Origin of the sequence: Chryseolinea soli (assembly GCF_003589925.1) — a bacterium.
Lineage (GTDB): Bacteria > Bacteroidota > Bacteroidia > Cytophagales > Cyclobacteriaceae > Chryseolinea > Chryseolinea soli.
Genome location: NZ_CP032382.1, coordinates 2,939,821 through 2,956,038 on the forward strand (window position 1 = coordinate 2,939,821; position 16,218 = coordinate 2,956,038).

12 protein-coding genes are annotated in these 16,218 nt (G+C 51.2%); 8 read left to right on the forward strand and 4 right to left on the reverse strand.

The window, feature by feature from the left end; all coding sequences use genetic code 11:
• Positions 1-132 precede the first annotated feature (132 nt).
• Positions 133-579 carry a hypothetical protein gene (locus D4L85_RS12710; protein ID WP_119754659.1) on the reverse strand — a complete coding sequence of 149 codons (447 nt, stop codon included), beginning with the start codon at positions 577-579 and terminating at the stop codon, positions 133-135.
• 463 nt (positions 580-1,042) lie between these two features.
• Between D4L85_RS12710 and D4L85_RS12715 the strand changes: the two genes are divergently transcribed.
• From D4L85_RS12715 to D4L85_RS12745, 7 genes are all read left to right on the forward strand, one after another.
• Positions 1,043-1,885, forward strand: coding sequence for a prephenate dehydratase (locus tag D4L85_RS12715; protein ID WP_073133576.1), 843 nt, complete (start codon positions 1,043-1,045; stop codon positions 1,883-1,885).
• Positions 1,886-1,899: 14 nt separating this feature from the next.
• On the forward strand, positions 1,900-3,099 hold the full coding sequence (locus D4L85_RS12720; protein WP_119754660.1) for a pyridoxal phosphate-dependent aminotransferase: 1,200 nt from the start codon (positions 1,900-1,902) through the stop codon (positions 3,097-3,099).
• 15 nt (positions 3,100-3,114) lie between these two features.
• On the forward strand, positions 3,115-3,996 hold the full coding sequence (locus tag D4L85_RS12725; RefSeq protein WP_119754662.1) for a prephenate dehydrogenase: 882 nt from the start codon (positions 3,115-3,117) through the stop codon (positions 3,994-3,996).
• A 12-nt stretch (positions 3,997-4,008) separates the two neighbouring features.
• Complete coding sequence (locus D4L85_RS12730; protein WP_119754663.1) at positions 4,009-5,112, forward strand: chorismate mutase; 1,104 nt, start codon at positions 4,009-4,011, stop codon at positions 5,110-5,112.
• 126 nt (positions 5,113-5,238) lie between these two features.
• Positions 5,239-8,475 carry a toxin-antitoxin system YwqK family antitoxin gene (locus D4L85_RS12735; protein WP_119754665.1) on the forward strand — a complete coding sequence of 1,079 codons (3,237 nt, stop codon included), beginning with the start codon at positions 5,239-5,241 and terminating at the stop codon, positions 8,473-8,475.
• Positions 8,468-10,399, forward strand: coding sequence for a transglutaminase-like domain-containing protein (locus D4L85_RS12740; RefSeq protein WP_160143694.1), 1,932 nt, complete (start codon positions 8,468-8,470; stop codon positions 10,397-10,399). Before D4L85_RS12735 ends, D4L85_RS12740 begins: the two co-directional genes overlap by 8 nt.
• 117 nt (positions 10,400-10,516) lie before the next feature.
• The gene (locus D4L85_RS12745) at positions 10,517-12,472 is read left to right on the forward strand and encodes a DUF3857 domain-containing protein (protein WP_119754668.1); all 1,956 of its coding nucleotides are present in this window, start codon (positions 10,517-10,519) and stop codon (positions 12,470-12,472) included.
• Positions 12,473-12,496: 24 nt separating this feature from the next.
• Here the strand turns inward: D4L85_RS12745 and D4L85_RS12750 are convergent, their stop codons facing one another.
• A complete protein-coding gene (locus tag D4L85_RS12750) occupies positions 12,497-13,222 on the reverse strand; it encodes a L,D-transpeptidase family protein (RefSeq protein ID WP_119754669.1) in 726 nt (241 codons plus the stop codon).
• A complete protein-coding gene (locus tag D4L85_RS12755) occupies positions 13,219-14,283 on the reverse strand; it encodes a mechanosensitive ion channel family protein (protein WP_119754670.1) in 1,065 nt (354 codons plus the stop codon). Before D4L85_RS12755 ends, D4L85_RS12750 begins: the two co-directional genes overlap by 4 nt.
• Before the next feature lie 182 nt (positions 14,284-14,465).
• Here D4L85_RS12755 and D4L85_RS12760 point away from each other — a divergent pair, with 182 nt between their 5' ends.
• Complete coding sequence (locus D4L85_RS12760) at positions 14,466-15,260, forward strand: sensor histidine kinase (RefSeq protein ID WP_119754671.1); 795 nt, start codon at positions 14,466-14,468, stop codon at positions 15,258-15,260.
• Here the strand turns inward: D4L85_RS12760 and D4L85_RS12765 are convergent.
• Positions 15,227-15,871, reverse strand: a complete 645-nt coding sequence (locus tag D4L85_RS12765; protein ID WP_160143695.1) for a response regulator transcription factor — start codon at positions 15,869-15,871, stop codon at positions 15,227-15,229. The genes D4L85_RS12760 and D4L85_RS12765 overlap by 34 nt on opposite strands.
• Between the last annotated feature and the right edge of the window lie 347 nt (positions 15,872-16,218).

The window sequence follows — 16,218 nt, forward strand, 5'->3', positions numbered from 1 at the left end:
AGTATTCGTACCCCGCATTCAATGGCCAACAGCCTTCAAGACCCGGAGGAAACCCTGTCCCCGGGTCGTCTTTTTTCAGACGCAGGCAAATAGCATTGCGTTTTTTTTCCTTGTAACCCGCAGGCTGGGGGATTACTGTGCCTTCGCCTTCTCGATGGATTCGAGGATGTCGGTTTTCACCTTTTGCACTTTCTCCATTTGACCTTCCAGGTATTCCCGTGCCTTTTCTTCTCCAAGGCTGTCGGGTGGGGCGTTGAAGGCGCGCATCCACACCATCATGTTCTCGCTGGCCGAGTCGAGCTGAACGATGGTCTGTTCGATCGCTTTCTTCTTGGCTTCGGCCATCGACGGGGTGTTGGCAATTTTATCTTTCAGCGCTTCTTTCAGCGTATAGATGTCGTTGAGCTTGGGCATGACTTCGTCGTGCACCTTCATCACTTTCTCGTACAACAGTTGGTTGCCGGTGGCTTCCATGGTATCGGACGCTGCGGCTTCGTGCCCTTCGTGTTCGTGTGATTTATGACCGCAGGCCAGTGCAAAAAAGATGGGGATGAGTAAGAATAGAGAAGATTTTTTCATGGGATGCTAAGGTTGAGCGTCAAAGGTAATGCGCGGCCTGCAATGAACCATAAGGCATGGGAACCCATTTCGACAAGTGGTGCCCGGCTGGCATCGGTTGATGGGTTTACCTGCCGGTATTGCAGATTCCTGACCGCTTAAGTCAATATAGGATGGTGGATGGCGGCATGGGTGGCTCCTGTCATAGGCCTCCGCAGCATTTTCTTCGCTAACAACCATTAGTTACCATAAAATATTTTGCGAAAGGTGGCATGCAAACTTGCAACACTAAAAAAAAACATTTTATCTTTGAACCACTTCAAGAAGAAGATATGACCATCAACCGCACAAGCTTTTACTTTTACTACTTTTTTAGTACCCCAGCGGGACTTTAAGAGCAGTGTGTTGTTGATTAAACGATAACGAAAAACTCAAAAAAGTCCCGGAACCCCGGGACTTTTTGTTTTATGGACATAGTGTAAAAATGGCAAAGAAGAAGAAACTCAGCATTGCAATTCAAGGGATCGCCACCAGCTTTCACGAAGTGGCCGCGCTCACCTATTTCAACGAGCCCATCGACACCATCGAGTGCCTGTCGTTTCACCGTCTTTGCGAAAGCCTCAAGAACGGCGAGGCCGACTATGCGGTGATGGCCATCGAGAATTCCATTGCCGGAAGCATTTTGCCAAACTACTTTCTTTTGCAGGAATATCACTTCAGCATCATTGGCGAGCTCTATCTCCCCATCCACATGCACCTGCTCACATTGCCGGGCGTGAAGTTGAGCGAGATCACCACCATCGAGTCGCATCCCATGGCCATCCGCCAATGCGCCGAATACCTCCACGCCCTGAAGAACGTCGAGATCCGCGAAAGCGATGACACGGCGCTTTCGGCCAAACGCGTGAAAGAGATGAAGCTGAAGACCACCGCGGCCATCGCCAATGAGCATGCCGCAAAAAAATATGGCCTGCAGATCCTGGAGAAACGCATCGAGACCCATAAGAAGAACTTCACCCGCTTCCTGGTGCTCACCAAGCGCAGCCACGACAAAAAGGAAAGCAACAAAGCGTCCCTCAGTTTTGAAGTGGCCAACGAAGTGGGCAGCCTCGCCGACGCGCTCATGACCTTCAAGAACAACAGCATCAACCTGACCAAGATCCAATCGATACCGATCATTGGAAAGCCCAGCGAATACTCCATCCACATCGACGTGGAGTGGAAACGCCGCAAGCAATACGACGATGCCATGCACCAGGTGTTGCTGCAGGTAAAAAATCTCAACGTGTTGGGAGAGTATAAAAAAGGAAAGATCGAATACAAATAATAAAGACGCGAGCGATGATCACAACAGCCAACCGAATTGCACAGGTAGAAGAATACTACTTCAGCCGCAAGCTGGCCGAAGTACGCGGCCTCGACACCCCCGAACTGCGGGTGATCAACCTGGGCATCGGCAGCCCCGACCAGGCGCCATCGGCTTCCACCATTGAAGCGCTGACGGCCTCTGCAAAAAATCCGGCCAACCATGGCTACCAGAATTACAAAGGCATTCCCCAACTGCGCGGTGCCATTGCCGACTTTTATAAAAAGACCTACCAGGTTTCGTTGAATTCCGAAACGGATATCCTTCCCCTTATGGGTTCCAAGGAGGGCATCATGCACATCGCCATGGCATTTGTGAACGAAGGCGACGAAGTGCTCATCCCCAACCCAGGCTATCCCACCTATTCATCGGTGGCCAACCTGGTGGGAGCAAAGCTCAGTCCCTATGCCTTGCGCGAAGATTCCAATTGGGGCATCGACATGGAGGCGTTGAAGAAACGCGATCTTTCGAAAGTGAAGATCATGTGGGTGAACTTCCCGCACATGCCTACCGGCAGAACCGCGTCGCGCGAAGAATTGAAGGAATTGGTTGACCTGGCCCGCAAGCATCAATTCCTGATCGTGAACGACAACCCTTATAGCCTCATCCTGAACGATGAGCCCATGAGCATTCTTTCTATCGAGGGTGCTGATGAAGTGGCGTTGGAGTTGAACTCCCTTAGCAAATCGCACAACATGGCCGGGTGGCGCATCGGTTGGGTGGCCGGCCGCAAAGAATATATCGAGGCGGTATTGAAAGTGAAGAGCAACATGGACTCGGGCATGTTCCTCGGTCTGCAACACGCTGCCGTGGAAGCCTTGAAGAATGGAGCCGAATGGTTCACATCGCTTAATGCCGTGTACGCCGACCGGAAACGGGTAGCCATGCAGTTGCTCGACCTGCTCGGCTGCACCTATTCGACAAAGCAATCCGGTTTGTTCGTGTGGGCAAAAGCGCCCGACCAAATCCAGGATGTGGAGAAGTGGATCGACGAGATCCTCTACGGCACAAAAGTGTTCATCACACCCGGTTTCATTTTTGGCGAAGCCGGAAGACGATACATCCGCATTTCCCTCTGCTGCACCACGACGATGCTCACAGAGGCCGTGCAGCGTATTCAAAAGTTTTTAGGCGATAAGGCTGCTGTTTCGGCAAAGGCCTCTGTCAACGCATAAGTTTAAAAAAAGAAAATGAAGACAACGGTAATCGGTCTGGGGTTGATTGGAGGTTCCATCGCGTTGGATCTGAAAAAAGCAGGTCTTGCGTCGGAGGTGATCGGGCTGGAACAAAACGCCGCACACGCCGCCCGGGCTGTGGAGCTGGGATTGGTTGATCGGATCGGGGAAAAAGAAGAGGCTTTGGCAACTTCCGATCTGATCATCTTGGCCATCCCGGTTAACGCCTTGGGCAAATTGCTGCCTTCCGTGTTGGACAAAGTGCACAAAGACGCCGTGGTGATGGATGCCGGATCGACCAAAAGTTTGATCTGCCGCGCCATCGCCCACCATCCGAAACGCAGTCAATTTGTGGCGGCACACCCCATTGCCGGTACGGAAAACTCGGGACCCGAAGCAGCCTTCGAAGGACTGTTCCGCAACAAGACCAACATCATCTGCGAACGCGACAAGTCCTCCGCACAAGCGCTGGATGTGGTAAGCCAGGTGTTCGACGCCTTGGGCATGAACACCATCTTCATGGAACCGGAAGAACACGATAAACACGTGGCCTATGTATCGCACCTGTCGCACGTGAGCTCCTTTTTGCTGGGACAAACGGTGTTGGACATCGAGCGGGATGAAAAAAATATTTTCGCACTGGCGGGTAGCGGCTTCGCTTCTACGGTGCGTCTTGCGAAAAGCTCGCCCGACATGTGGGCGCCCATCTTCGAGCAAAACGCCGAATACCTGAGCCAGGCCTTGCTGGAATACATTATGCACCTGCAGAAGTTTCAGTACTACCTCATGAAACGCGACGCCAAAGAACTTCATCGCATCATGGCCGACGCCAACCGCATCAGAGAAATTTTAAACGGAATAGAACACAAACAAACAAAACAACAGATCGCAAAATAAAAACACACGCATATGAAGCATACATTGCAACTGGAATCAATTTCGAAATGGCTCCCCACCGCCAGTAAGCCCATCATCATTAGCGGACCTTGCAGCGCGGAAACCGAAGAACAGACCATCGCCACCGCCAAGCAACTGGCCGCTACGGGCAAAGTACACGCCCTGCGCGCCGGCATCTGGAAACCCCGCACACGCCCCGGCCAATATGAAGGCGCAGGCGAAGAAGGATTGAAGTGGCTCATCGCCGCTAAAAAAGAAACCGGCTTGCCCGTCACCACCGAAGTGGCCAACGCCGCCCACGTAGAAGCCTGTCTCAAGGCCGGTGTCGACATCCTTTGGGTAGGCGCCCGCACCACGGTGAACCCCTTCTCCGTGCAGGAGGTGGCCGACTCGCTGAAAGGCGTGGACATCCCCGTGATGGTGAAGAACCCCATCAACCCCGACCTGGAGTTGTGGATTGGCGCCCTCGAGCGTCTCAACAAAGCCGGCCTCACCAAGCTGGCCGCCATTCACCGCGGATTCTCGTCGTTCGAAAAAGGACCTTTCCGCAATGCCCCCATGTGGGACATGGCGATCGAACTGAAGACCCGCATCCCCGAACTGGACATCATCTGCGATCCCAGCCACATTTCGGGTAACCGCGAGCTCATCTCGTTCATCTCCCAAAAAGCGCTCGACCTCGATATGGCCGGTCTCATGATCGAAAGCCACATCAACCCCGACGCGGCCTGGAGCGACGCCAAACAACAAGTGACCCCCGCAAACCTCGGCAAGATCATCGACGGCCTGGTGGTGCGCACGGTGTCGTCCGACAACAAAACGTTCAAAGATACCCTCAGTATCCTGCGCGAACAGATCGACCAACTCGACGACGAGATCATGTCCAAACTGGCGGCCCGCATGAAAATATCCGAGAAGATCGGTCAGTACAAAAAGGAGAACGGCGTCACCATCCTGCAAGTGGCACGCTGGGAGGAGATCATCCAAACCCGCATCACGCTGGGCAAGGCCATGGGCCTGAATGCTGACTTCACCAGCGACCTGCTGAAGCTCATTCACCAGGAGTCCATCCAGATCCAGACCAAGGTCATGAACAAGGTGGAAGAACGCGTGTAGACATTGTTGCGATATGCTTTTTAAACAAAAACCCCTCTTTTCTTACAGAGGGGTTTTATTTTTTATTCTCATTCGAAAAGCATAACGCGTTTTTTTTTACTTTATGAATTGAATGGTAAAAGTTCTATGAATCGTTTTTTGTTGGCCGCCGGCCTGTTGATCAGTCTCACCAGCTATTCGCAAACCCTTCCCCCTCCGTATGTTCCCGTAGCCGACGTGCTGAGTCTGGCAAAGGAATTGTATGATTCCGGGAAATACGATAAGGCTATCGAAAAGTACCAGATCATCTCCAAGCGCGACACCGCCTACACCCTGGCCCTGGCCGAGATGGCACAAGCGTATGTGGCGAACAAGGAATACGACAAGGCCATTGCTGCCAGCGAAGAAGGGCTCCAAAAGCCGTCGATCTACCAACCGGAATTCATGCGGTTGCGCGGAGTGGCTTACGAACGCAAAGGCGATTTCGACAAAGCGGTTTCATTTTTTGAGAAAGCCCTCGAAACCTACCCGTTCAACTACGCGATCATGTTCAACCTGGGGCTTGCCTACTACAACCACAAAGACTACGACAAGGCCACCACACAGTTTTTCAAGATCCTGGCCGTCGATCCCTTTCACCCCGGGAGCCATTTGAACCTGGGCCGGATGGCGGCAGGCCAGGGAAAAAGAACACACGCCCTGTTGTCGCTGGGATTATACATGGGCGTGAACAACAAAGACCACGACCGCCTGGTGCTGCTGGAAAAAGTGATGTCCAATCAATTCGCCGACGACGGATCGCTTCCGTTCACGGGCGAGAATGCTTTTGACAAACTGGATCAGATCCTCAAGGCGGGCATCGCGATGGATAAAAATTATAAGACGAAAATTCCCGTAGACGCCGCCATCGTGCGGCAGTTCCAAATGTTCTTCGAGCAACTCTCCAAGGTGGAGAATAAACCGAATGATCCCTGGTACACATTCTATATGCCCATCTATCAGATGTTGAAAGACCGGGATTTGGCGGAGCCCTTCGTGTATCACATTCTTGGATCTATCGACAACGACCAGGTGCGCAAGTGGACAAAGAAAAACGACGACCGGCTCAAGGTGTTTTATAGCGCCACCAACACAGAGCTAACCAAGAAGCGCGTGTTGACCACGGCGCCCCAATTTGGATTTTCCGGGCCCGTGCAAGCCTGGTATAACGACAACAATGGACTGGAGGCCCTGGGCAAAAAAGATGAAGCAAAAGCGAGGCAGGGACACTGGTTGTATTTCACCAACTCGGTGCGCATAGCCGAAGGCAACTATTCGGATGCCGGAAAGAAAATCGGCGTGTGGAAATATTATGGCGACGACGGCGTACTCTCCAGCACAGAGAACCATGATACCGGTGAAACGAGGCTCTATAAAAATGGGGTTCAAGTCGAATACTTTTTTCTGAAAAACGACGAGATCGACGGCGCCGTGGAATTATACAATGCCTGCGGTGCGCTGCGGGAGAAACTGCTCTACGCCAATGGCAAACGCCATGGCAAAGGCACCTCTTACTTCAGCAGTGGAAAGGTGATGCAAGAATACAGCTACGATAACGATCAGCTCACCGGCACATTTACCAACTATTATGAGACGGGCACCGTCCGGAACAAAGCCACGTATGCGCTAGGGAAGGCGGAAGGTGTCTACGTGGAATATTTTGCCAACGGAAAAGTGAGCAGCACGGGCAGCTACAAAAACGGCGAAGTGAACGGCGTTTGGAAATATTATCACGCCAACGGAAGATTAAACCGCACCGGTAATTTTGTCAACGGCACGGCCACTGGCGAATGGACCTTCTACGACGTTCGGGGAAACCTGTTTGGGAAAAGAACCCTGGATGAGAAGGGGAACATCACCGGTGAAGACAACACCTATCACGACGGCAAACTCCATTACACCGAAACCTATAAAAACAGCGTGCTGGTGAAAGTGGTCTACTTTGAGCCCAGCGGCAAAGTGATCGGCACGTATGGAAAGAGTGACGGCACATTTCCTGTAAAATTCCACTACCCGACCGGGCAACTTTTCGCGGAGGGCGCCTATAAAAAAGGCCGCCGCGACGGCCACTGGAAATACTATTACCCGGAAGGCACCGTTGAAAGCGAACTGACCTACAAAGACGGCCAGGCGCAGGGAGAATCCATTGAGTATTTTCACACCGGGCAAAAAATGTACGTTTCGCACTATAAGGATGATGAGCGGGAAGGAACATTCGAAGAATTTTTCGTGCACGGACAATTGAAGCAACGCGGCTACTATGTGGCCGGCCAGCGCGAACAACACTGGTATGCCTATCATCCCGATGGCAAGCTGGCATCCGATTACTATTACATCCATGGCGATCTCTCCGGCGCGGCCACCGAATACACCGGCAGTGGTAAAGTGGCCGAAGTGACCACCTACGATGCCAACCGGATGACGGACGTTGTTACGATGGGCGCCGACGGAAAGGCTTTGACGCGGCGTGTGGAGAAAGACAAGACCGGCCGCGTGAACTTCGAGTCGACTTACAAGAACGGCAAGCGGCAGATTGTTTATGAAACGAATTGTGGTGAATATACCTACATCGGTAAAATGTTTCCCGATGAAAAAACGTTCTACGACTGGTCCTCGCTCAGTGGCAAGCGTGAGGGGCTTTTCAGACAGTATGCCATGAACGGACAACAGACAAGAGAAGGCCACTACCGCGACGGCAAAGCGGAGGGAATGTGGAAAAGTTTCGAGGCCGACGGTGCCGCCGATTATTCGGGCCTATACCTCCAGGATGAACACGATAGCACCTGGACCTTCAACTATTTCAATGGAAATGTATACTACACCCGTGAATACCGGGGCGACGAGGCGGACGGCATCCTGCGCGTCTTTGCACCCGACGGTACACCCCTGGTGGAAAAGCTCTATTACAACAACAAGCTTGTAGCGTTTCGCAAAGTCGCACCCCACGAAAAACAAGAAGATTGGACAGCTTTCAACGGAAATCAAACCATTATGGCAACCTACGCCAACGGAAAGACGGCGTATGAGGAAAAGCTGGTGAAGGGATTGATCGATGGAGCGCGGAAGATATACTACAGCAACGGTCAGCTCCACTTGGAATATCATTTCGCGCTGGGCGATTACCAGGGACCCTATACAATTTATTTCCCCGATGGCAAGGTAGAAGAGAGAGGGACCTATAAATTTGATGAACTGGACGGTCTTTATGAGAAGTTCTACCCGAACGGCACGCCGTTCATCCGCGAAACCTATCAAATGGGAGTACTCAACGGGGATGCCACCTATTACAGCAAAGACGGGAAGTCGAAAACATATCATTTTTACGAAGGGTTACCACATGACTAAAATTTCTTTTGCAGGCCTGATCATCGCAGTTTGCGGCTTCACGGGGGCAAGCGCGCAAAGCGATCTCTATAAAACATTCAAGCAAAAATTCCCGGACGACCCTGCCGTGTTTGTAGAGCGCTCGGAAGTGCTCACCATCCAGCTCAAGGATGACTCGCTGCAGGTGTTCACCGATGTGTCGGAAGATATCTTGCATTTGAAAGAACAAAGCGAAGCCTATGCTTCGGGCCGTGTGTACGGCTCGCACTTCAACCAGGTGAAAGACATCAAAGCAAAAACGCTGATCTGGGACAAGAGCCGCTACAAGGAAATGAGCGTCTCCGATTTTAAAAAGAACAGCGACCGCGATGCGGGCATTTTCTACGACGACTCGTATTACTATTCCTTCAACTATCCATCGGTCTCTAACGGCAACCGTACCCAACTGGAATACCGTTCTTTTCAAAAGGATGTGAAGTTCATCCCCGGCTTCATCTTCTCCACCTACCTGCCGCAGGGAAAAACCTCCTATACGATCAAGACCAGCCCGCAAGTGGATTTGTTTTATGAAGTGCTGAACGATGCCGCCGGTGTCATAAAATTCCGGAAGTTTGAGAAAGGCGGGTTTAAGTATTATGAGTGGACGGCTACCAACCTGCCCGCCCGCCGGAGTGAAGACAGCAGCCCTTCCATTCGCTATTACGTTCCACATGTGATCACCTACGTGAAATCGTATGAATCGAAAAAAGGAAAAGTGAATGTGTTGAGTAACCTCGATGATCTCTATCATTGGTATTACAGCTTCGTGGACGGTCTGGACAAAGAAGCCGCTTCGCCGGAGCTCACGGCCGTCGTGGAAAAAATTAAAAGCCAAAGCAAGAACGAAACGGACATCGTCCGGAACGTTTTCTATTGGGTACAGGAGAATATTCAATACATCGCTTTCGAGGAAGGCATGCGCGGCCTCATCCCGCACAACGGCACCTATGTATGCGAGAAGCGCTACGGCGATTGCAAAGATATGGCCAGCCTTATTGTGAGCATGCTGAACATCGCCGGCGTAAAATCCTATCGCACCTGGATCGGCACGCGCGACCTGCCCTACAAGTATTCGCAGGTGCCCACCCCGTTGGTTGACAACCACATGATCGCCACCTACATCGCTGCCGATGGCCAGTATTATTTTTTGGATGCCACCAGCGACCACACGCCGTTTGGCTTGCCGTCGTCGATGATCCAGGGCAAGGAGGCATTGATTGGATTGGACAAGGATCACTATGTGGTGAAGACCGTTCCGGAGATCCCGAAAGAACGGAACACCATGACGGATTCGATCACCATCAAACTGGATGGCAACCAGATCGTGGGGAAGGGCGCGAGCGCGTTAACGGGATATGCAAAAGTATTCGGGGGCTATGAACTGGACCGCGCCGAAAAGGACGATGTGAAACGCTACGTCACCCGGCTCATCGGCAAAGGCAGCAATAAATTTTATCTCGACGACTTCAAGGTGGCCAACGAAAACGACCGCGACAAACCCACCCGGATCAACTATACGTTCCGCATCGGCGATTATTTTCAGAAGATCGGGGATGAACTCTACATCAACCTGAACCTCAACAAAGATTATTACAACGCCTTTATCAACACCGCGCTCCGGCAAACGCCAAAGGAGAACGACTACCGGTACGAGTCATTGGAATATAGCGAGCTCACCATCCCCGACGGATACGAGATCGAATACCTGCCCCCGGGTGCCAAACAGGACGGGGACCTGCTGGGCTTCGAAACGCGCTATGAAAAAAAGAACGGCAAGATCGTATTCTCGAAAAAATTATACATCAACTACCTGCTCATGCAGACCAACCAGTTCGATCAGTGGAATGAGGCCGTGAAATCGTTGAGCGAAGCTTATAAAGAATCCCTTATTCTAAAGAAAAAATAGGCCTGGGAAATAATCCGACCACATCACCGCAACAAAGCGCTTTTTTGTATGTTCCTATTAGGGAAATTGACGGGAGACTGTCGTAAATTCGGCCTGTGATTTGTTAACTCTGAAAACATGAAATTGATCCGCAACTGTATCCTCACGGTTCTTGCCCTGGTAAGCCTCGGCGCCCGGGCAAACGATTATAAACCCTACGAGTGGGAGAAGGACCGCGCCCGCTATGTGTTGCAGGAAAAAGATGCAGCCCTGTCGGAACTCATCCTCAAGCAACATGCACAATACGACTACGTGTTGAAGGACAATGAATTCGTGTTGTATTCCACGGTTCACCGCATTGTGTACGTGAACAACAACGAAGCGGTTCAGAAGCACAACCGCATCGTCATCTCCATGAACAACACCCTGGAGTTGTTGGATGTGAAAGCCCGCGCCATCAACAAGGCCGGCAAAGCGGTGTATTTCGACAAGACCAACCTGAAAGAGTTGAAAGACGAGAACAGCGGCAACGCCTATAAGATCTTTGCCATCGAAGGGATTGAAATGGGGAGCGAGATCGAATACTACTTCACACGCAAAATGACGGCAACCCTTTTCGACCGGGCTTTCATGCAGTTCGACGCGCCCGTAAAAAACAATTCCTTTTTGCTCACTTGCCCCGGCCACCTGCGATTCGATTTCAAATCCTACAACGGTTTCCCGGAAGTGAAAAAGGATGAGAAGGAAAATCAAAATACCTACAGTGCGGAAGCGAAGGACGTGCCCGCATTGAAGAAGGAGCCGTTCTCCTATTTTTCTCCCAACCGTAAACGCATCGAATTTAAACTGGCCTACAACGTTGGCCGGTCACCGGCAAGACTCTACACGTGGGACGAAGCTGCAAAAACTTTCTACAAACTGTTGGTCACCCTTTCAAAAGAGGATGACAAAGCCGTTGACAAATTCGTAAAGACCATCGGCGACAAACCCACTGCCACGCTGGACGAACGCATCCGTAACGTTGAAGCCAAGATCAAAACCACCATCCAGGTGAACAAGGAAGGCGACAACGAATCGTTGAACCAGGTGGAGAGCATCCTCAAATACAAATTGGCCTCGCACCAGGGCATGACCCGCCTGTTCGTAGCCGTATTTGACAAGCTGAAAATAAATTGCCAACCGGTCATCACCTGCAGCCGTGAGAACATCAAGTTCGATGGCTCGTTCGACTCTTGGTCTTTCCTGGACGACTACGTGTTGTTCTTCCCCGATACCCGGAAGTTCCTCGAACCCTACACATTCGAATTCCGCTACCCGCTCATTCAACCCGACTTCACGGCCACACAAGGCTTGTTCCTGGAACCGTTCGTGACAGGCGATGTGAAATCAGCGTTATCATCGATCGGCGAAATTCCCCCGACGGACTATGCCATCAACCAGGATAACCTCGACATCGATGTCACTTTCACCGATGATCTTGGTGCCAACCAAATCCGGCAAAAGCGCGACTTCGGAGGCTACAACGCCGCCCTCTTCACGCCCTACTATGAATTGATCCCCGCGGCAGACCGCGTCAAAATGATCGAGGAGCTGACCAAGCAAACCGCTCCCGATGCTTCGATAAAGAAGTGGACAGCGACGCCCGTGCCCGGCGAAAATGCCGGCAACTTCCTGGTTGACGTCGATTTTCTCTCCAATCACTTCGTGGAAAAAGCAGGCCCTCGCATTCTGTTCAAAGTGGGTGAACTGATCGGTCCCCAGGTTGAAATGTATCGCGACGATGAACGCACTACGGTGGTGGAGAATGAATACAACCGCAAATACGATCGCAAGATCCGTGTCCACATCCCGAAAGGCTACCAGGTAAAAAATCTCGACGATCTGAAAGTCGATATCGCCTACCACGATCGCGACTATGTGCCCTATATGTTTAAGTCCGACTACACGGTGAAAGATGATGTAGTGGAAGTCAGTATTGTTGAATACTACAAAGAGATCTACGCGCCGCTGTCGCGCTATGAGGATTTCCGGAAAGTAGTGAATGCGGCTGCGGACTTTAACAAGATCACGCTGGTGTTGGAGAAGCGATCCTAGGCTCAACTGATCTTATCAAAAAACTTAAAACGAGTACCGACCGGCAGCGGTGATGTGTACTGTTTTAAGTTTTTTTGTTTTCTCGAAATCGTCGTATATCACCTTGAGGTTGTCCCAGAACGATTGTGTGGCAGCGTTGTCGAATTCTTGTTTTAATCCTTGGAGGGAGGCATCCGAAAGTTTCGTGGGAAAGATGTGGACTGGAATTTTTTCCTGGCCTGCCTGGCGGGCTTCCACAGCCAGCACATAGAGCTCTTTTATTTTATCGTCCGTCAACGGAATGCAACCCACCGTCACGCAATTGCCATGAATATAGATCGCGCTGCCGGGATGCTGGCGATCGCCGAGAATTTTGTCGGACGCATTGGGATAGTCGATGCCCAAAGACAAATAAAAATTGCTCGAGGGGTTAAAGTGCTCGATCGTGTAGAGGCCCTCCGGAATTTGCAAGTCACCTTCTTTGCGCTTGGGCCCAAGCGTGCCAGACGAGGCGCAAAATGGATAGGCGTGGAGCAAAGCGAACGTCGCTTTTCCTTTTTCCCGTACCCACACCTCCACCGTGCGCTCGCGCTTGAAGGCGCGGATGAACAATTGAAAACCGGTGAATGAAATTTTTTTGTCTGCGAAATATTGTTTGATCACGCGCTCCTTCTCATCATAGGCTGTCCGTACGCGTGGGAATTGAAGTTGGCTTTCTTTGAACGGCACCGGGAGCAATGTGGCCATGAACAAGAGCAGGGAGAGTTTCATGATACGGAGGGAACGTCTTTTGCCATAAAGGTCGTCTGCGTAGGATAGGCAAATTGAATGCCCTTCGCCAGAAACGCATCGTAGATCTGGAGATTGATCTCCTGCTGAATATCAGCGTAACGATTGTAGTCGCTGTTTTCCACAAAGTATACGATCTCATACTTCAGGCTGTATTCGCCGTAGGTAAGAAAGTGAACGCGGTCCAGCGTCGTTTCTTTTTGTGCCTCGACGATTTTTTTGATGATTCCCGGGATCTCACGCAACAACGAAGGCGGCGTTTGATACACCACACCCAGGACGAAAGCAATCCGCCGCCGCTCCATTCGCTTGAAATTGTGAATTCGCGATTTCGACAAGTCGCTGTTCGAGAACACCAATTGTTCGCCCGTTAAACTTTTTAGCCGGGTGGTCTTGATGCCAATATGCTCTACGTTGCCTTTCTTGTCATCGATCACAATGTAATCGCCGATCTCGAAGGGGCGGTCGAAAAAGATCACGAAATAGTTGAACAGGTCACCGAGAATATTTTGAGCGGCCAGGGCGATGGCAATACCGCCGATGCCCAACCCGGCGATGATGGTGGTGACATTATAGCCCAGGTTGTCGAATAGCACCAGGATCCCCAGCGCCCAAATCACAATGTTGAGGATGAGCATGATGCCCCCGAGCTGTTTCACTTTTTCCTCGCCCTGCTCTTGCTTCCGCACCCGCGTTTGCAACGTCAGCAGAACGGTGGTCGAGATGAGGCGCAACACAAAAAAGGTGATCACCACGGCAATGGCGATTTCCAACACGCGGGTTGCCTTGGGAGAAAAGGTGAGATAGTTTAGCCCGGCATAGATGACGATGAAATTGAAGATCGGCAACCCGAATTTTTCAAGACCCGCCACGGCATAGTTATCCAGGTTGGTCTCAGTCTTCTCCGACCATTTTTTGAGCCGGCCTAAAATGATCTTTTTAAAGACGGCCATGAGCGACATCCCCAACAGGATGACGCCGGCGGCGATGAGATAATCTTGTACGGTGTTACCGAAATATTTCTGGTTAAGCAAGTCTTCCATATGGGCATGGTGAATTTTCGATGCCGTAAAAGTAAAGATTTTATCAGCCCGAGTCATCCTAAACCAGCGATAGACAAAAAGTTTCCGGCAACACACCCTCCAGGGAAAATTTTGTAATTGTACTTTTTTGAAGAGTCGGCCGATTACGCCTACCTTCCGGTATCAAAAACGTTGGCGAAGAAATGGGATACAATATTTTTATGATGATCTCGCTCATCGCCCTGCTGGTGGTGCTGGTGTCGATGTATTTCCTGCATTCTGCAAGAAAACAAGTGCGTGAAGAATTGCTGGCCAAGGAAAACGAGCAATTGCGACAGACGCTGAAAGATCAGCAGGAGTCGCTGGAAGAAGAGCGCAAACGCATTGGCCATGACTTGCACGATGACCTGGCCCAGCTGTTGGCGGGCACGCGCCTGGCCCTGGAGAACCTGCGCCTGGAGCCCACGCTTTCGGGACGCAACAAAAGCCTGTTGCTGCGCATCGACCACGACCTGAACGACCTGCTCAACCGCGTACAGAACATCATCTGGAACCTGGCGCCCGAATCGCTTCGCGAGAAAGGGTTGTCGTATGTGCTCTGGAAAATGTGCGACCACCTCAAGGAACTGCGGTCCTTTCACATCGAGTTCTTCGAGACCGGCAACGTCACCCGCATGCCCGACGAGGTGGAGGTTACGCTTTTTCGCATCGTGCAGGAGATCGTCAACAATGCCATGCGTCATTCGCTGGCCTGGAATATCAACATGAAAATGCGCTGGTCCGATACATCCCTTCGCATCGAAGTGAAGGACGACGGCATCGGCAAGGACCGCGCTATCGGCGAACGACGGGCCACCGCCCGTGGACGGGGCTTGCCCGGCATGAAACGAAGAGCCGAACTCATCGGCGCCACCGTGGTCACCGAACCCATCGAAAAGGGAACGCTGTTTGTCGTGACCTACCCCTACAAAGTGACAATACCGTTGCTCAACGCGTAGTGGATCAACTCGTACGTATTTTTAGTGTTCGTCTTTTTGATGATCTCCTTCCGGTAATCCTCAATGGTATACTCGCTGAGGAAAAGCTTCTCGGCAATGTCTTTTGTGCCGTTGCCATGACAGAGCAACACGATGATCTCGAATTCGCGGGCCGTCAGTTTGATTCGGGGTGGATGGTGAATGCCGTCGGGCTTGGAGTGCAGGACAATGCTCACTTTCTCGTTGTAGAAGTGCTTGCCTTCCAACACCGTGATGATGGCGGTGTAGATCTCCTGCATGTGCGTGGTCTTCTTGAAAAGGATGCCCGCAATACCCATTCGCATCAGGTTGAGGATCATGGCCTCTTCGTCGAAGGCCGTCAGCGCGATGATGCGCGTCGACAATTTTAGCTTGTGCACATATTCGATCACCTCAAACCCATCGACCACCGGCATCCGGATGTCCAACAAGACCACGTCGACGGCGTGTTCGGCCATCAATTCCATGGCCTTCTGGCCGTTTTCGGCTTCGTAGATCTTTTTTACAAACGCGGTCTTTTCCAGCATGGCCCGGAGGCTTTCACGCATAAATAACTGATCGTCAGCCACAAGTACGGAGATACTACTCTTCACAATTTGCAGTATTAGAAAGTACAAACTTATTAGACAACTTCAAAGATACCGACGCTTTCGAAGCCATCAACCCCTACTTCCGGGGGTTTTTCCATGCGTTTTTGCGGTCGTTTCGGCCCTTTTTAAGGAGAACAGTCGCCGTAAAATTTTGGTTTGACCCCCCGAAAAGAACCCCCCTGCTTCCGGGGGTTTTTTTGAACGCTATTGCCTTGTACATAAGCGTTCGACTATCTTTAAAAAGTTAAGAATGGATTCATCGCGAGCTTTGCTTCTTCGGGGTGGATACCTTGGGCTCCAAATAAGGTTTACTTTCCTTCGATACATTCATTATATCTTATGAATGATCA